At 69.9% G+C, this 17,434-nt stretch carries 13 protein-coding genes and 4 pseudogenes; 10 read left to right on the top strand and 7 right to left on the bottom strand.

What is annotated here, in order from left to right; all coding sequences use genetic code 11:
• Positions 1–7: 7 nt before the first annotated feature.
• Together MTP10_RS27070 and MTP10_RS27065 are read right to left on the bottom strand one after the other, a co-directional pair.
• A pseudogene (locus MTP10_RS27070) lies at positions 8–1,255 on the bottom strand (IS3 family transposase).
• A gap of 78 nt (positions 1,256–1,333) precedes the next feature.
• On the bottom strand, positions 1,334–1,936 hold the full coding sequence (locus MTP10_RS27065) for a helix-turn-helix domain-containing protein (RefSeq protein WP_310712500.1): 603 nt from the start codon (positions 1,934–1,936) through the stop codon (positions 1,334–1,336).
• An 82-nt stretch (positions 1,937–2,018) separates the two neighbouring features.
• Between MTP10_RS27065 and MTP10_RS27060 the strand changes: the two genes are divergently transcribed.
• Together MTP10_RS27060 and MTP10_RS27055 are read left to right on the top strand one after the other, a co-directional pair.
• Entirely contained in the window at positions 2,019–3,017 is a 999-nt protein-coding gene (locus MTP10_RS27060; protein WP_310712499.1) for an SDR family NAD(P)-dependent oxidoreductase, read from the top strand.
• 124 nt (positions 3,018–3,141) lie between these two features.
• Positions 3,142–3,303, top strand: a pseudogene (locus tag MTP10_RS27055) (IS1380 family transposase); the annotation flags it as partial.
• Positions 3,304–3,458: 155 nt separating this feature from the next.
• On the opposite strand, the gene MTP10_RS27050 reads toward MTP10_RS27055, so the two are convergent.
• The gene (locus tag MTP10_RS27050) at positions 3,459–3,926 is read right to left on the bottom strand and encodes a signal peptidase II (protein WP_310712611.1); all 468 of its coding nucleotides are present in this window, start codon (positions 3,924–3,926) and stop codon (positions 3,459–3,461) included.
• A 164-nt stretch (positions 3,927–4,090) separates the two neighbouring features.
• A pseudogene (locus tag MTP10_RS27045) lies at positions 4,091–4,705 on the bottom strand (transposase); the annotation flags it as partial.
• 95 nt (positions 4,706–4,800) lie between these two features.
• On the opposite strand from MTP10_RS27045, the gene MTP10_RS27040 reads away from it, so the two are divergent.
• A complete protein-coding gene (locus MTP10_RS27040; RefSeq protein ID WP_310712498.1) occupies positions 4,801–5,379 on the top strand; it encodes a helix-turn-helix domain-containing protein in 579 nt (192 codons plus the stop codon).
• A 308-nt stretch (positions 5,380–5,687) separates the two neighbouring features.
• Here the strand turns inward: MTP10_RS27040 and MTP10_RS27035 are convergent, their stop codons facing one another.
• Entirely contained in the window at positions 5,688–6,686 is a 999-nt protein-coding gene (locus MTP10_RS27035) for a LacI family DNA-binding transcriptional regulator (RefSeq protein ID WP_310712497.1), read from the bottom strand.
• Between the two features lie 62 nt (positions 6,687–6,748).
• Between MTP10_RS27035 and MTP10_RS27030 the strand changes: the two genes are divergently transcribed.
• The 5 genes and pseudogenes from MTP10_RS27030 to MTP10_RS27010 all read left to right on the top strand — a co-directional run bounded on the left by MTP10_RS27030 (position 6,749) and on the right by MTP10_RS27010 (position 10,274).
• Entirely contained in the window at positions 6,749–7,747 is a 999-nt protein-coding gene (locus MTP10_RS27030; protein WP_310712496.1) for a nucleoside hydrolase, read from the top strand.
• The gene (add, locus tag MTP10_RS27025; protein ID WP_310712495.1) at positions 7,744–8,772 is read left to right on the top strand and encodes an adenosine deaminase; all 1,029 of its coding nucleotides are present in this window, start codon (positions 7,744–7,746) and stop codon (positions 8,770–8,772) included. Before MTP10_RS27030 ends, add begins: the two co-directional genes overlap by 4 nt.
• Before the next feature lie 70 nt (positions 8,773–8,842).
• The gene (locus tag MTP10_RS27020; RefSeq protein ID WP_310712494.1) at positions 8,843–9,562 is read left to right on the top strand and encodes an NADP-dependent oxidoreductase; all 720 of its coding nucleotides are present in this window, start codon (positions 8,843–8,845) and stop codon (positions 9,560–9,562) included.
• Positions 9,529–9,926: pseudogene (locus MTP10_RS42045) on the top strand (alpha/beta hydrolase fold domain-containing protein). Before MTP10_RS27020 ends, MTP10_RS42045 begins: the two are co-directional and overlap by 34 nt.
• 66 nt (positions 9,927–9,992) lie before the next feature.
• A complete protein-coding gene (locus MTP10_RS27010; protein WP_310712610.1) occupies positions 9,993–10,274 on the top strand; it encodes a phospholipase D-like domain-containing protein in 282 nt (93 codons plus the stop codon).
• An 82-nt stretch (positions 10,275–10,356) separates the two neighbouring features.
• Here MTP10_RS27010 and nadE read toward each other — a convergent pair whose 3' ends face one another.
• Together nadE and MTP10_RS27000 are read right to left on the bottom strand one after the other, a co-directional pair.
• On the bottom strand, positions 10,357–11,181 hold the full coding sequence (nadE, locus tag MTP10_RS27005) for an ammonia-dependent NAD(+) synthetase (protein ID WP_397334519.1): 825 nt from the start codon (positions 11,179–11,181) through the stop codon (positions 10,357–10,359).
• Between the two features lie 165 nt (positions 11,182–11,346).
• Positions 11,347–11,478: a hypothetical protein gene (locus MTP10_RS27000; RefSeq protein ID WP_310712491.1), complete on the bottom strand. Its 132-nt coding sequence runs from the start codon at positions 11,476–11,478 to the stop codon at positions 11,347–11,349.
• A 95-nt stretch (positions 11,479–11,573) separates the two neighbouring features.
• On the opposite strand from MTP10_RS27000, the gene MTP10_RS26995 reads away from it, so the two are divergent.
• Both MTP10_RS26995 and MTP10_RS26990 read left to right on the top strand, forming a co-directional pair.
• Positions 11,574–11,777 carry an FAD-dependent monooxygenase gene (locus MTP10_RS26995; RefSeq protein WP_310712490.1) on the top strand — a complete coding sequence of 68 codons (204 nt, stop codon included), beginning with the start codon at positions 11,574–11,576 and terminating at the stop codon, positions 11,775–11,777.
• 176 nt (positions 11,778–11,953) lie between these two features.
• Positions 11,954–17,425, top strand: a complete 5,472-nt coding sequence (locus tag MTP10_RS26990) for a carboxyl transferase domain-containing protein (RefSeq protein WP_310712489.1) — start codon at positions 11,954–11,956, stop codon at positions 17,423–17,425.
• Positions 17,426–17,434: the final 9 nt, after the last annotated feature.

Genomic DNA, 17,434 nt, shown 5'->3' with positions numbered 1-17,434 from the left:
CTTGCGACTACGCGGCAGCATAGTCGAGGTCTTGGGCGTTCTCGTGTGCGTGTCGGCGTTCGTATTCGGCGGGGCTGAAGTAGCCGTTGGCGGAGTGGCGGCGGCGCGGGTTGTAGAACCCTTCGATGTAGCTGAAGAGGGCCCGTTCGGCTTCTGACCGGGTGCGGAATGTGCGCCGGTCTATCAGCTCGCACTCCAGCGAGGCGAAGAAGCTCTCGGTGATCGCATTGTCGAAGCAGGTCCCGGTACGGCCCGTCGACGGGCGGACGCCTGCCTGCTCACAGCGCTGGCCGAAGGCGATAGAGGTGTATTGCTCGGGTTCAAGGAGTCGTTGTGAAAGAGCGCACCGTCCAGGCGGCCGCCCCGGGTGTGCGCCGCGGCCTGCAGCGCGTCGACGACGAGCTCGGTGCGCATGTGGTCGGCGATCGACCAGACCACCAGCCGGCGCGAATACAGATCGACGACCGTGGCCAGGTAGAGGAACGTGCCGCCGCCGACGGGCAGGTAGGTGATGTCGCCCACGTAGCGGGTGTTCGGCTGCTCGGCGGTGAAGTCGCGTTGGATCAGGTCAGGGACCGGCGCCGCGTCCGGTTCCGGAACGGTGGTGCGGACCTTCTTGCGTAGATGCAGCCCGACGATGCCGTGCTCATGTATCACCCGCTCCACCCACTTGTGGTTGGCCTTGATGCCGGCCGCCCGCAGCTCAGCCGTCATCCGGGGCGAGCCGTAGGTTCCCTCATACTCGGCATGAATCCGCCGCATCCGCCCGGCCAGCCACTCATCGCCCTGGCGGCGGGCCAGCCGCGCGGCAGCACTCTTCAGCCACCGGTAGAAACCCGAGCGTGACACCTGCAGCACCCGGCACAACCGCTTCACCCCGAAGAGCGCCTTGTGGTCCTCAACGAACTGAAAGCGGCTCACCAGTTCGTCTCGCCCGCGAAAAGCTTGGCGGCCCTGCGCAAAATGTCCCGCTCTGCTCAAGCTCCCGGATCCGAGCCCTGAGCTGCTTGTTCTCCTCTTCCAGCACGTCGTCCGAGGGTAGGTGTCCAGACGAAGCAGACTTACCGGCAGCGGCACCTGCTGCCGCGCCTTGTCTGCCCTCGCCGCGTGCTTGCGCGGCGCGCACCCATAGCCGCAGCGTCTCGCGGCTGACCCCCAGCTCCCTCGCGATCGACGTGATCGTCCGGTCCGGCCGGGACAGCACCAACGCCACCGCGTCGGCCTTGAACTCGGGCGGGTAGTTCTTCATCACCATCAGTGGCATCTCTTCCCCTGGACCTCAAGATCCAGTCTCCAAGGTGTCCACATTCAAGGGGGAACGCCCTGGACGGGGTCAGGTGACGGATTGCGCCACCAACGCCATGGCCTGCCGCATGGCGTTGCGTACCTCGTCGGGTCCGTCGCCGCGCTGCAGCGCGGTCAGCGCGGATGCGCTGACCGCGCCTACCATCGCGCCGACCAGGGCGGAGGCGGTGATCGTGTCGAGGCTGTCGGGGAATGCCCGCTGCAGAGCCTGGGCCAGTTCGGCCTGCGCGGTGAGGTATCGCTGCAGCAGCCGGGCCTGCAGCGCCGGCACTGAGGCCGTCAGCCGTGCCCGAAGTGCCGCGAGCCCGCTGGGGAGGTCGCTGTCCCATGTGTTGGCGATCATCTGGTCCATCGCCCGCACCAGCACTTCGGGGAGCCGTTCCTCGGCGCGGCGCTCGTCGATCGCCTGCAGCGCCAGGTCGACGCGCACGTCGGCATTGGCCAGGAGCACATCCTCCTTGGCCTGGAAGTGGAGGAAGAAGGTGCGGGGTGACACCTCCGCGGCGTCGGCGATCTCGGCCACGGTCACGTGGTCGTAGCCCTTGTCCTCGAACAGGCGCACCGCCGCCTCGATCAGTGCCTGCCGGGTGCGCTGCTTCTTGCGCTCTCGCAGTCCATGCTTCTCCACCACGCAGGGCAGTTTATTGCATCTTTCGAATTGATGCATACTGTGAATCGCTACATAGACTGTAGTCAGTTGAAGGAGATCATTCGTGGGAAGTCTGGACGGACGCGTCGTCCTCATCACCGGAGCAGGGCGCGGCATCGGGCGGGAAGAGGCGTTGTTCTTCGCCGCCGAAGGCGCCAAGGTCGTCGTCAACGACCCCGGCGTCGCCATCGACGGTACGGGCGACGACGACGGCGTAGCCGCGAAGGTCGTCGAGGAGATCACTGCCCACGGCGGACAGGCCGTGGCCAACACCGACAGCGTCACCGACTGGGACGGCGCCCGCCGCATGGTGCAGACGGCCCTGCAGTCCTTCGGTGACCTGCACGTCGTGGTCAACAACGCGACCATCGAACGGAACATGGGCCTGACCGACCTGTCGGAGGAGGACTTCGACGACGTCGTAGCCGTCAAGCTGAAGGGCACCTTCGCGGTGACGCACTGGGCGGCCCGCCACTGGCGCGACCGGTATCAGGCAGGGGTCCACGCCGACCGCGCCGTGGTCAACACCTCCTCCGGCTCCGGGCTGCTCAACCCGCTGCCCGCGCAGGTCTCTTATGCGGCAGGCAACGCCGGGGTCGCGGCGCTGACCACCGTGGCCGCCCTCGAACTCGGCCGCTACGGCGTGCGGGTCAACTGCATCTCGCCCTCAATGGCCCGCACCCGCCTCACTCTCGCCGTCCCCGGCATGAGCCAGGAACCGCCGGCGGACCGGTTCGACCCGCTACACCCGGCCGCCAGCGCGCCTATTGCCGCCTACCTGGCCAGCGCAACCTGCCCGCTCACCGGCCAGGTGCTGTCGGTACGGGGCGGAACGGTCGCGGTCAACCACGGCTGGTCCCTCGGCGCCCACATCCACAAAGACGGGCTGTGGAGCGTGGAGGAACTGGCCGAGAAGGTGACGGAACTGCCGATGGACGACCCGTTCGACAAGCTCGCCCAGGCCCTGACCGGCGCACTCGGCTCCGTCGGACGCGCCCAACTCCAGGAGATGATCAACGCCCTGCTGGACCAGGGAGTCCACTCCGACGCGGCCTCCGCATGACGCGATGAGCCACGTCCCCGGACCGCGTGCTCCAGTCTCGCGGTCCGGGGACGTGATCTAGTGGCTCGTCTCGCATCGTTGACCGAGTAATCGACGTGCCGCCCGGCGGCCTGCAGACTATCTCGCCGAGCCGAAGAAGCTCCGCTACCGGCTGCTGCATGCAGCCGCTCGCATCACCCGGGGCGGTCGCCGCTTCCATCTGCGCATCTCCGCAACCTGGCCCTGGCGAAACGAGCTGACCAGCGCATTCGTAGGCCTCACAGCCCTGCCCTGGCCAGCCACCTGAAGCATGACAGCGCCTCTGCCCGCCCACCACCCGAGGAACCCTGGAGCACCCGACCCGCGCGTCGGGCCACGGCCATGCCCGCCGACGAAAAGCAACCGAACCACCACTGCACACCAGCTCAGACCGGCTCAGCCACTCGAAGCGAAACAGGGAGGCTAGGCGGATTCTTCGCCCGGCACCTTAGCGAGTTGCACACCACGCAGGCTGAGCAGCACCAATCCAGCGCACCCGCAGACGAGCGCGATGTCGGCGACGTTACCCACGAACGGGCCGTAGTCGATGAAGTCCACAACATGCCCGCGGCCCAGGCCGGGTTCGCGGAAGAGTCGGTCGCCCAGGTGGGATACCGCACCGCCGAGCAGCACGCCCAGCACGAGCGCCCAGCCCGCCGAGGCCAGTCGGCGTGCGGTGTAGAGAATGCCGACCACTGCCGCTGCCGTTGCCAGGGTGAACACCCATGTCGCCTCGATGCCTATGGAGAACGCGGCGCCAGGGTTGTACAGCAGCCGGAAGTAGATCAGAGGCGGGATCACGGCGACGCGCTCGCTGTCGGACAGCGCGGAGACCGCCCACAGTTTGGTGAGCTGGTCCGCGAGCAGGACTACCGCCGCCAGTATGAGCATCACGCTGTACAGTCGGCTTGAACCCCGCGCCAACCGCATCATCATGGCCTCCGTGCGTAGCGATATCCGAACCAAGATTCCCTGAGACTACTGGCCCCTTCGCCGTGGCGGGTCTGTCCAGTTAACGGCTCTGTCCCGTAATCGGTGGTAGCGCTGGGTGATCTTCACCGCAGCAAGATGCGGTGGCGCAGGAGGTCGAACCCGGCGCGGCCGTGCATCTGTCGCATGATTCTCTTCGTGCGGGTGTTGGCGCCTTCGGTTCGGCCATTGTGGTGCGGAAGGGTGAGGGCGGCGTTCACGGCGTCGCGGTCGAGTTCGAGGCCGTTGGCGAAGCCGTGCAGGTGGGGCAGGTCAGCGGCTCGGATGGTGGCGATCCAGGTGGTGAGCTTGGCGTCGTTACCTCCGGCTGGGGTGAGGAGTTCTGCGAAGCCGCGGACATGGCGGACGAGATCGGCCAGTTCGGGGCAGGCGGCCGTGAGCTCCTGCAACAGTTGGGTGTCGCTGTCACGCAGTCGGTCGGGGCGGGTGAGCAGGAGACGGGCCAGGCGGCGTGGGGTGATGACAGGCCGCTCTCCTTCGGCTCGGCCTTGGGTGATGTAGCGGTAGAGCAGGTTGAGGCTGCCCGTGTAGCCGAGCTCTTTGATCTCGCGGAACAACTGCAGGACCGCTACGGCAGGGTCGGCGGAGCGCCGCTCTCGCAGGTGATCACGGTAAGGATCGACGAGGGTGGGCCGGTAGCGCGGAGCATGGCGCAAAGCCTCGGGTTCGCGGGTGCGGGCACCCACCTAAGTGGATATGTCGTATCCGATTATGTCGGGCAGCCTAGCACGTAGCGGATATGCTGTATCCAGTTAGGCGGAGGAGCGGGGATGCCATGAGCGAAGAGACACCGGTACTGCGCCGCGATGCCGAGCACAACCGGCAGCGCACACTGGCGGCGGCACGGGAGGTGTTCGCCACGCGTGGGCTGCAAGCCACACTCAACGACGTCGCCCACCACGCGGGACTCGGCGTCGGCACCGTCTATCGACGGTTTCCCAACAAAGAAGTCCTCGCCGAGGCCGTCTACGCCGGCAAGCTTCACGGCCTCCGCGCCACGGCACAGGCCGCGCTGGCAGGGCGGGACGCCTACGAATCCCTGAGGGCCTTCCTCGAACATGCCTTGGAACAAGCCGCGACCGACCACGGGCTCCGCGAACTGATACGGCAGGGCGCGGGCGAGAGCAAGCAGATCGCGCGCACCCGGGAAGACATAGTGGAGTCCTGCGGCCACCTCATCGCCCGCGCCCGGGAACAGGGGACGATACGCGAGGACGTCACGGTGGACGACATCGCGCCCATCGTTGCGATGATCGACTCCGTGATGGATCTGCCGACCGCCGGCGCCGTGCAACCGTGGCGGCGCTACCTCGCGCTCATCCTCGACGGTCTGCAGGTCAGACCGGACCAGTGAGGCCGGCGCTCGTCATGGAGTTCGGCTCGCCATCGCGCGGTATGTAGGCGTCGAGATGCACCAGTCGTAAGATTCGGCCGCGGGCGCGATCGGCGGCGGCGATCACCATCTCGCCGAAGCCGTGGCCGACCAGCGTCGCGCTGGCGTGAACGGACGCTGCCGCCGCCGCAGGATGACCCTATCCAGCAGGACAGCAAGTGCTGCGTCGCAGGACCGTCTCGTACGTACTCTGCTCGTGAATGTCACGGTGACCTGAACCAAGCGCGCTTCAGAAGATTTGGGCCGTTCTGGGGCCTGTCGCCTATCGGTCATCCTTCGTCGCACCCACAGCTACGTCTGATGACCAGGGGGGCATGCGCGACGAGCGAACAGGAAGCATGGCCGAACAGCAGGTCGATGGCCTGCTCTGCCATGGCCTGCAGTGGCTGGCGGGTGACTGTCAGTGCTGGGGCGGTGTGGGCGCTCTCAGGGGTTCCGTCCAGGCTGATCACGGCGATCCGGTCGGGGACGGGAAGGTCGCATGCCCACGCCCCTGACAGGACCCCGGTTGCCTGCTCATCGGTGGCGGTGATCACGGCCTGTGGCATGGCGCCTTGGCCTGCGAGGCGGCGGGCCAAGGCGTCCGCTGCTGCCCGTGAGTAGTCACAACGCAGTAGGACGGCATCAGGATCGTCGGCGACGGCCGCGTGCCATGCAGCCCGCCGCGCCCCCACCGGTCCTGTGTCGTGTGGGCCGGACAGGAAGGCGATGTGCCGGTGCCCGTGCGCGCGTAGGTGCGCGACCGCTTCCTGCACGGCATTCTTGTTGTCGGCCGCGACGACAGGTGCGCGCCCGCCGGTCGGGCCGTTGTGGACGTAGACGGCGGGTACGCCCGCCGCTTCGGCGCGGGCCGCCACGTCGTCCTCCCCGTCCGCGGAGACGATCACCAGAGCGTCGACCTGGGCGGCGAGGAAGCGATCGACGAGGTGCCGTTGCCGGTCGGCGGAGTAGTCGGCGTTGCCGACCAGCGTGAGTCGATCGCGCTGGTCGAGCGCCTGCTCGATATGCCTGGCCAGAGCGCCGAAGTAGGGGTTGGACGCGTCAGCCACGACCAGGCCGACCACCCCTGTGGTGCGTGAGCGCAACGCGCGCGCGATGCGGTTGGGGCGATAGCCGAGCTCGGCTGCGGCGGCCAGGACGCGTTCTCGCGTCGCGGCAGCGACAGGACGAGGGCCGTTGTTGATCACATAGCTGACCACCGCCGTGGAGGTCCCCGCTCTACGGGCCACATCGGCCAGCGTGATCGTCTTACCTGCGCGATTCATCATGGCGGTTTACATTCTCTCATCTAATCGATTAGATTGCACGGTGTGACTCTAAACGTTTAGATGTGGAGGAGACCGTGCCGAAACTTCCCTTGATCATCGATACCGACACCGGCTCCGACGATGCGGTGGCGCTCCTGCTCGCGGCCGCCAGCGGTCTGGGCGACGTACGTGCCGTCACCACGGTGGCGGGCAACGTACCTGTGGTGACGGGCACTCGCAACGCGCTCATCTCACTGCAAATAGCTGGATGTGTCGACATCCCGGTCCATCCCGGGTGCGAACGCCCGATGACGCGCGCGCCGTCCACCGCCCAGCAGGTGCACGGCCACGACGGGATGGGCGACGTCGGTCTGCCCAAGCCGCTGCGGGCCGCCGAGCCGCAGCACGCGGTCGACGTCTTGCTGTCCTACCCGCGATGGCATCCAGGGGAGCTGACGCTGGTCACTCTGGGCCCACTCACCAACATCGCCGCCGCTCTGCTGCGTGATCGCGATCTGCTTACCCGGTACCGGCATGTGTACTGCATGGCCGGTGCCGCGGACATGCGCGGCAACATCTCGGCCACCGCCGAGTTCAATGTCTGGGCCGACCCCGAGGCCGCTCGGGTAGTACTCCAGGCCGCCACACCGGACAAGGTCACCTGGATCGGCTGGGACGTCTCCCGAACGGACGCGGTCATGACGCCCGCAGACCAGCTCCGCCTGGAGCGGCTCGGCACGCCCATGGCCACCTTCGCGCACCGCATCAACCGGACTGTCAACGATTGGGCCCGCGACGTCACCGGCCTGCCCGGATACGATCTCCCCGATCCCGTCACCATGGCAGTGGCGCTGCGGCCCGAGCTGGCCATCGAGCGGGAGCAGGTCCATGTGGACATCGCCCTCGGTGAGGAGACTCGCGGCCAGCTGATCATAGATCGCCGCCGATCGGCTCCCGTACCCAACCTGACGCTCGTCCGACGGGTCAGCGGAACCGGCTTCAAGCAGTTGCTCTTCGACACGTGCGCCCGAACCCCGGGCCAGGCGTCAGCACCCGACCCTCACCCAGAAAGACACCGATGATGTCCGACGCCGCTCCCTCACTCGTGCCGCGTTACGAACTGCACTGCCATCTCGACGGGTCGGTGCGCCCCGGCACGGTGGCCGATCTGGCACGCCTTCAGGGCCTCACTTTGAACGGCCCCGTCGAGCGGCTGGTCACGGCGCCCGTCGATTGCGGCAGCCTGACCCGGTTCCTCACTTACATCGACGTGCCACTACAGGTCCTGCAGACCCCCGACGCTCTCCGCAGGGCAGCCCGCGAGCTGGTCGAAGACTGGAGCGCCGACGATGTGGTCTACGGCGAAGTCCGGTTCGCCCCGCAATTGCATGGCCGACGCGGCATGAGTCAGGACGAGGCGGTCGAGGCCGTCTCCGAGGGCTTGGCAGCAGGTAGCGAAGCCACCGGCGTACGCACGGGGCTGCTGCTGTGCTGCCTGCGGCACCAGACAGCACAGGAGAGCCTCGCCGTCGCCGAGACGGCGCTGCGGCACCGCGACAAGGTGGCCGGGCTCGACCTGGCCGGAGACGAACGGCTTCACAGCGCCGTGCCACACCGAGCCGCCTTCGACCTCGCCCACACGGCAGGGCTGCCTTGTACCGTTCACGCCGGCGAGGCCGCAGGCCCCGACAGCATGTGGGAGGCGATCGAGGTGCTCGGCGCTCGCCGGATCGGCCACGGCGTCCGCTGCATCAGCGACAACGCGCTGCTCGAACGGCTGCAGCGCGACAGGATCGTCCTGGAGATGTGCCCGACCAGCAATATACAGACCGGCGCAGTCCCCAGCCTGGCGGCGCATCCCGCCGCCTGGCTCCTGACAAAAGGGCTAGCGGTCACCATCAACACCGACACGCGCACCACTTCAGCAACCACGCTGGCCGGGGAGTTCAGTAGCCTGCGAGAGGCGACCGGATGGACGGTCGAACAGGAAGCACTCGTGCAGGCTCACGCGGCCGACGCAGCCTTTGCCGGCGGACCGGCTGCTCAGGTTCGCCCCCGCCAGGCCGGCTCCGACACCAGCGCCAGCAGGCATCAGCCGTGTCGCTGAGCTGTGACGCCGCCCCAGTAGTTGCACATCATCAACGCGTCCATCAGCCCTCGGTGACGGCGTCGATGCGGTGGCGGTCGGTGACGAGGTCGTCGGATTCCTCCCGATGATCGGCGACGGCGCAGCTGCTGAGTACGTCATCGCGCCCGCCGAGGTCCTGGCGGCCGCGCCTTCGAGCGTGCCGCTCGCTGACGCGGCGGCCCTGCCACTGGTGGGCCTAATCGCATGGCAGGCACTGTTCGAACTCGGCGAGCTCACCGCCGGGCAACGCGTGCTCATCACCGGCGCCGGAGGCGCTGTCGGTGCCTACGCGGTGCAGCTGGCAAAGAACGCCGGTGCGCACGTTATCGCCACGGCGAGCTCGCGCAGCGCGAACCGGGTCCGGGCCGCCGGTGCCGACGAGGTTCTCGACCACACCGCGACCGACGTGGTGGATGCGGTGACCCAGCCGGTCGACCTCTTGCTCAACCTCGCACCGATCGAGCCCTCGCAGCTCGCCGACCAGGCCGCTCTCGTGCGGTCCGGCGGGGCCGTGGTCAACACCACGGTGTGGATGCAGGCGCCGAGCGACGAAGCGCGCCATGTGCGCGGGCTCAACGTCTTCGTCCGGAGCGACGCCAAGCAGCTCGCCGGACTCGTGGCGGCGATCGACCGAGGCGAACTTCACATCGACATCAGCCGCCGTATCCAGCCCAAGGACCTCCCGAACGGAACCGAACATGTCCCCTCATCCTGGATCCCGAAGTCGCCGAAGCCATGGCCCCGATGGGCGAAGCGATGGCCAGCATGACCCCGCCGGTCGTCAGCGACGTCGGCGGACGACGCGCCATGTGGGAACCGATCCTTGAGGCGTCAGGGAAGGCCCGGCCGATCCCGAAGGACGTCACCACACACGAGTACGTCGCCGCCACGGACGACGGCGCCCCGATCACGATGCACGGCCCCTTCACCTGGGACGTCTCGGCGAGCGGCGTGCCCATGCTCTCCGTCGAGTACCGCCGAGCACCCGAACACCCCTCCCCCACCCCGCTCGAAAACGCCTATACCGCCCTGAAGTGGCTGAACGGGCAGCCGCCGAGCTCGGCGTCGACCCCGACCGGATCGGCGTCATGGGCGACAGCGCCGGTGGGGGTATGGCGGCCGCACTCTCCTGATGCCGATGCTCGACGACCGGAACATCACCCCGGACCGGCACATCGCACCCCTCGCCGTGCGGGAGCCTGCTGCTGGCCGAGCCGAGGATCGAGCTGCGCACGCTGGGCGACGGCGGCGCGCTGCCCGGCCGCGTCCACTCCAAGTACCTCCTCGTCGAGGGCTCCTTCGACGGCGACCGCGACGCCCGCTGGGTGTTCACGGGCAGCCACAACTACAACGAGACGTCGCTGCGCCGCAACGACGAGACGCTGCTGCGGCTCAACGACAGGCGCGTCTACCGGCAGTACGTGGACAACTTCAAGCGGATGCGCGCGGTGGCACCCCTCGCCCCCGCCACCGCCTCCTGACCCCTGCCACCGCCCACCGGCCACCGACGTCCCGGGCGGGACGTGTCCCGGCCCGATCGCCCCCTGATCGCGGCCCCGCGGATCAGCGGGCCGTTCCGGGGGCGATCGGCGGCTGCCGCTTGTGCTCGGTGAGCCGGTAGCGGGCGGCGATGGCCGCGAAGGCGGCCTCGCCGACCGGCTTGCCTTCCAGGAAGTCGTCGATGTCGTCGTAGGTGACGCCGAGCGTCTCCTCATCCGGCTTGCCCGGGTTCAGGGTCTCCAGGTCCGCCGTCGGGGTCTTCCAGACCAGCGCGGACGGCGCGCCCAGGGCTTCCGACATGGCCCGTACGCGCCGCTTGGTCAGGCCGGTGAGCGGGACCACGTCGGCCGCGCCGTCGCCGAACTTGGTGAAGAAGCCGGAGACCGCCTCGGCGGCGTGGTCGGTGCCCACCACCAGGCCGGCGTGCGCGCCCGCCACCGCGTACTGGGCGATCATGCGCTGGCGGGCCTTGATGTTGCCGTGCACGAAGTCCTGCTGGTGGTCGTCGCGGAAGACCATGCCGCCGGCCAGCAGCGCCTCCAGCGCGGCGTCGGCCGCGGACTTCACATCGACGGTCAGGACCTGGTCGGGCCGGATGAACTCCAGCGCCAGCTGCGCGTCCTTCTCGTCGGCCTGGGCGCCGTACGGCAGCCGCATCGCGAAGAACGTCGCCTCACCGCCGGCGGCACGGACCCGCTCGGCCGCGAGCTGGCACAGCCGGCCCGCGGTCATGGAGTCCACCCCGCCGCTGATGCCCAGCACCAGCGAGCGCAGGCCCGTGGCGGTCAGCTGATCGGCGAGGAAGGCCACCCGGCGCTCGATCTCCTGCCCTGCGTCGAAGGTCGCGCTCACCTGGAGATCCCGGGCGATCCCCTGCTGCAGGGACATGGACGCCAGGTCGGTCACGGTCGCTCCTCGGTCGTGCTCGTGCTCGTGGTGGAGGCCACGGACGCGTGTGGGACGCAAAGCACTCTAGAGGACGGCCGTGCGGCGGTGCTCGGGGCGCCCCGCACCTGAGGGCCGCGCCACGCCCGTGCGGGATCGCCGGAGGCGTCAGGCGGTGTCGAGCCCGAGGTGCCGGGCGACGGCGGCCACCTGATCGGCGAAGTGCTCGACGAACTCGGGCGATCCGGGATCGGCGTCGCAGACGCTCTCGATGACCTGCGGCAGCGTGGTGATCGCCATGGCCGCGGCCATCTTCCCGATCGGTATCCGCTCCGCCGGCCGCGTCGAGGCGTGGGAGCCCGGCCCCGTCACGCTGCTCGGCGACAATCCACCTCATGCCGCCCACCGGCGGCGTCGGCGCGAACACCACCCTGCGGGACTCCGCCACCCTGGCCGGCGAGCTGCTCCGCGCCGCCCGCGGCGAGCAGTCACTCACCGACGCGGTCGCCGCCTACGAGCGCGTCATGCTCCCGCGCGGCCTCGACGCCGTCGACCACTCCCTCCGGATGGCGAGTCAGACCTTCGGCAGGACGTTCTGACCACGATCACGGGGGCGAGCCGGCGCGGTTTTGGTGGTTTTCCCACAACTCGGGGCGCGTAACGTGCGCTGTCTGCGACATGGCGGTGCCCACCCGGTAGAGGGAAGGGTGGAGACTACCGGGGGGCCGCCGCGTCGCGGCGCGCACATCATTGGTCTACAGGAGGGCTCGGTCGGGTGTTCAGTCGTGTCGCCATCGTCAACCGTGGTGAGGCCGCCATGCGGCTCATCCACGCCGTCCGGGACGTCGCCGCGGAGACCGGGACACGGATGGAGACCGTCGCCCTGCATACCGACGTGGACCGCACCGCCACGTTCGTGCGCGAGGCCGACATCGCCTACGACCTCGGCCCCGCCTCCGCCCGGCCGTACCTCGACCTGAAGGTGCTGGAGCGCGCCCTGGTGGAGACCGGCGCCGACGCCGCCTGGGTCGGCTGGGGCTTCGTCGCGGAGGACCCGGCGTTCGCCGAGCTGTGCGACAAGATCGGCGTCACCTTCGTCGGGCCCAGCGCGGAGGCCATGCGCAAGCTCGGCGACAAGATCGGCGCGAAGCTGATCGCCGAGGAGGTCGGCGTGCCGGTCGCGCCGTGGAGCCGCGGCCCGGTCGAGACCCTGGACGCCGCCCTGGCCGCGGCGGCCAGGATCGGCTACCCGCTGATGCTGAAGGCCACCGCCGGCGGCGGCGGGCGCGGCATCCGCGTGATCACCGACGAGACCGAGCTCGCCGACGCCTACGAGCGCACCAGCCAGGAGGCCGCGCGGGCGTTCGGCAGCGGCGTCGTGTTCCTGGAGCGCCTCGTCACCGGCGCCCGGCACGTCGAGGTCCAGGTGATCGCCGACGGCGAGGGCACCGCGTGGGCGCTCGGCGTCCGCGACTGCTCGATCCAGCGGCGCAACCAGAAGGTCATCGAGGAGTCGGCGTCCCCGGTGCTCAGCCCCGTGCAGACGGCCGAGCTCAAGACGGCGGCCGAACGCCTGGCCATCGCCGTCGGCTACCGCGGCGCGGCCACCGTCGAGTTCCTCTACCACCCCGGCGACAAGCAGTTCGCCTTCCTCGAGGTCAACACCCGCCTGCAGGTCGAGCACCCCATCACCGAGGTCACCACCGGCTTCGACCTGGTCAAGGCACAGCTGCAGGTGGCCTCCGGCGGCAGACTCCAGGGCGAGCCGCCGCTGGAGCGCGGACACGCCATCGAGGCCCGCCTGAACGCCGAAGACCCCGACCGCGACTTCGCGCCCTCTCCCGGCCACATCGCCCGCCTCGACCTGCCCGCCGGGCCCGGCATCCGCGTCGACACCGGCGTCAGCGAGGGCGACACCATCCCCGCCGACTTCGACTCCATGATCGCCAAGATCATCGCCTACGGCCGCGACCGCGACGAAGCCCTCGGCAGGCTGCGCCGCGCCATGGCGCAGACCACGGTCATCATCGAGGGCGGCGCGACGAACAAGAGCTTCGTGCTCGACCTGCTCGACCAGCCCGAGGTCATCGACGCCAGCGCCGACACCGGCTGGATCGACCGCGTCCGCGGCGAAGGCCGGCTCGTCTCCCACCGCCACTCCGCCGTCGCGCTGGCCGCCGCCGCCATCGAGGCGTACGAGGAGGAGGAGCGCGTCGAACGGCAGCGGCTGCTGTCGACCGCGTTCGGCGGACGCCCCCAGGTGCAGCACCAGAGCGGCCGGCCGCTCGGCCTCAAGCTGCGCGGCGCCGCCTACCGCGTCCGCGTCGCCCGGGTCGGCGCGCACCGCTTCCGCGTCGGCGTCGAAGCCGGCGACGACGTCCGCATCGCCGACGTCGAGCTCGACCGCTTCGACCGGCACACCGGCCAGATCATCGTCAACGGCACCCGCTACCGCCTGCTCACCGGCACGCACGGCCCCACCCACCTGGTCGAGGTGGACGGCGTGACCCACCGGATCAGCCGCGACGAGGGCGGCGTCGTCCGCTCACCCGCACCCGCGCTCGTCGTCGCCACCCCGCTGCAGGTCGGCGCCGAGGTCGAGGCCGGCGCGGCGGTGCTGGTGCTGGAGAGCATGAAGATGGAGACCGTGCTGCGGGCTCCGTTCAGGGCGCGCCTGACCGAATGCGTCGTGTCCGTCGGCAGCCAGGTGGAGACCGGCGCGCCGCTGCTGCGCCTTGAGCCGCTCGGCGACGACACCGAGGCCGCCGCCGCCGGCTCCACCCACTCCGTCGAGCTCGACCTGCCGGCCGCGCCCGGCGAGATCCCGGCGCGCCGGCGCGCCACCCGCGGTCAGGAGGACCTGCGCAGCCTGCTGCTCGGTTTCGACGTCGACCCGCACGACGAACGCCGGCTCCTCGACGACTACCTCACCGCCCGCAAGGCGGCCACCGACGACGGCCACCGGCCGCTCGCCGAAGAGCTCGAACTCATCGACGTGTTCGCCGACCTCGCCGAGCTGAGCCGCAACCGCCCGGCAGGCGAGGACATCGGCGGCGACGGCGGCGACAGCCACGTGCACAGCCCCCGCGAGTACTTCCACACCTACCTCCAGAGCCTCGACGTCGAACGGGCCGGCCTGCCGCAGTCCTTCCAGGCCAAGCTCGCCAAGGCCCTCAGCCACTACGGCGTCACCACCCTGGAGCCCTCCCCCGGGCTCGAAGCCGCGGTGTTCCGCATCTTCCTCGCCCAGCAGCGCGCCTCCGCCGACGCCACCGTCATCGCGACGCTGCTGCGCGCCTGGCTGCGGGAGGCGCCGCCGGACGAGGCGCTGCGCGAGCCCGCCGGCCTCGCCCTGGAGCGGCTCGTGGCCGCGACACAGGTTCGCTTCCCCGTGGTCGCCGACCTCGCCCGCGGCGTGGTGTTCGCCTGGTTCGCCCAGCCGCTGCTGCGCCGCAACCGCGCCAGCGTCTACGCCCAGGTCCGCAAGCACCTGCGCCACCTGGACGCCCACCCCGACGCGCCCGACCGCGCCGAGCGCGTCGCCGAGATGGTCCGCAGCACCGAACCGCTGGTACGGCTGCTCGGCCAGCGGCTCATCCGCGACGACCTCGACAACGCCACCATGCTTGAGGTACTGACCCGGCGCTACTACGGCAACAAGGGCCTCACCGGCGTCCGCACCAGCCAGGTCGCCGGCTGCACGTTCGTGGTCGCCGAGCGCGCCGGCTCATGCGTCGTCTCCTCCGCGGTCGGCTTCGAAGCGCTGGGCGACGCCCTGCGCGGCCTCGCCGAGCTCGCCGACGGCGAGGACGCCATCGACGCCGACATCTACCTCGCCTGGGAGAACCAGCCGCAGGACTCCGACGCGATGGCGGCCGCCCTGCACGAGGTCGTCAGCGCCCACCCGCTGCCCAGCCAGGTCCGCAGGCTCACGACCACGGTCGCGGGCAGCCGCGGCGCGGTGATGCACCACCACTTCACCTTCCGCCCCTCGCCCACCGGGATGGCCGAGGAGCGGCTCATCCGCGGCCTGCACCCGTTCATCGCCCAGCGCATGCAACTGGAGCGGCTGAGCAAGTTCGACCTCACCCGCCTGCCGTCCTCGGACGAGGAGGTCTACCTCTTCCAGTGCGTGGCCCGGGACAACCCCTCCGACGACCGTCTCGTCGCCTTCGCCCAGGTACGCGACCTGACCGAGCTGCGCGAGCACGACGGCCGGCTGGTGGCGCTGCCGACCGCCGAGGACACCATCGCCTCCTGCCTCGACTCCATCCGCCGCGCCCAGGCACTGCGACCGTCCGCCAGACGCTTCAACACCAACCGCATCGTCGTCTACGTCTGGCCGCCGATCGACATCACCCGCGCCGAAGTGGAAATGATCGCCGGACGCGTGCGCCCCACCACCGCGGGCGCCGGGCTGGAGGAGATCCTCTTCATCGCGCGTCAGCGCGACCGCAGGACCGGCGAGCTGACCAAGGTCGCCGTCCGCATCTCCTTCGACGCCGCCGGCGGCACCGAGCTGACCATCGGCGAGCCGTCCGACGAGCCCGTCGAACCGCTCGACGACTACCGGCAGAAGGTGCTGCGCGCCAGCAGCCGCAACACCGTCTACCCGTACGAGCTGACCGGCCTGCTCGGCGACTTCACCGAGCACGACCTCGACGACCAGCACGCGCTGGTGCCGGTCGACCGGCCCAAGGGGCGCAACACCGCCGCCCTCGTCGCCGGCGTGGTCACCACGCCGACCCCGCGCCACCCCGAGGGCGTCACCAGGGTCGTGCTGCTCGGCGACCCGACCAAGTCACTCGGCGCCCTGTCGGAGCCCGAGTGCCGCCGCGTGATCGCCGCCCTGGACCTCGCCGAACGGATGCGCGTGCCGCTGGAGTGGTACGCCCTGTCCTCCGGCGCCCGCATCTCCATGAAGTCCGGCACCGAGAACATGGACTGGGTCGCCGCCGCGCTCAAGCGGATCGTCGAGTTCACCCAGGACGGCGGCGAGATCAACATCGTCGTCGCGGGCATCAACGTCGGCGCCCAGCCCTACTGGAACGCCGAGGCGACGATGCTCATGCACACCAAGGGCATCCTGATCATGACGCCGGACTCGGCGATGGTCCTCACCGGCAAGCAGGCACTCGACTTCTCCGGCGGCGTCTCGGCCGAGGACAACTTCGGCATCGGCGGCTACGACCGGGTCATGGGCCCCAACGGGCAGGCCCACTACTGGGCGCCCAACCTGACCGCCGCGCGCCACGTCCTCATGTCGTACTACGACCACACCTACATCGCACCCGGCGAGCACGCACCACGACGGGCGACCACCACCGACCCCGTCAACCGCGACATCTCCGACTTCCCGCACGCTCTGGACGGCAGCGACTTCACCGCCGTCGGCCAGATCTTCTCCCCCGAGGCCAACCCCGACCGCAAGAAGCCCTTCGACATCCGCACCGTGATGCGGGCACTGTCCGACCAGGACCACCCCGTGCTGGAACGCTGGGCGGGCATGGCCGACGCCGAGACCGCGGTCGTCCAGGACGTCCACCTCGGCGGCATCCCCGTGTGCCTGCTCGGCATCGAGTCACGCTCCGTGCCGCGACGCGGCTTCCCGCCCACCGACGGCCCCGACACCTACACCGCCGGCACCCTGTTCCCCCGCTCGTCCAAGAAGGCCGCCCGAGCGATCAACGCGGCCAGCGGCAACCGGCCCCTCGTGGTGCTGGCCAACCTGTCCGGCTTCGACGGCTCACCCGAGTCGATGCGCAAGCTGCAACTGGAGTACGGCGCCGAGATCGGCCGCGCGATCGTGAACTTCCGCGGCCCCATCGTGTTCTGCGTCATCTCCCGCTACCACGGCGGCGCGTTCGTGGTGTTCTCCAAGGCGCTCAACCCGAACATGACCGTGCTCGCCTTGGAAGGCTCCTACGCCTCCGTCCTCGGCGGCGCCCCGGCCGCCGCCGCCGTCTTCTCCGGCGACGTCAACGCCCGCACCGCGGCCGACCCCCGCGTACGCGACCTGGAGGCCCGCGTCGCGGCCGCCTCCGGCGCCGACCGCGCCGCCCTCACCGCCGAGCTCGACGAGCTCCGCTCCTCCGTCCGCGCCGAGAAGCTCGGCGAGGTGGCCGCGGAGTTCGACCGCGTGCACAACATCCGGCGCGCGGTCGAGGTCGGCTCCGTCGACGCCGTCATCAGCGCCGCCGAGCTGCGCCCGCGGATCATCGAGGCCATCGAGTCCCGCCTGCGCTGACGGTACGAG

Origin of the sequence: Nonomuraea sp. 3-1Str (assembly GCF_031570565.1) — a bacterium.
In the GTDB taxonomy this organism is placed as follows: domain Bacteria; phylum Actinomycetota; class Actinomycetes; order Streptosporangiales; family Streptosporangiaceae; genus Nonomuraea.
This window is presented reverse-complemented; position numbering and strand designations above follow the sequence as displayed.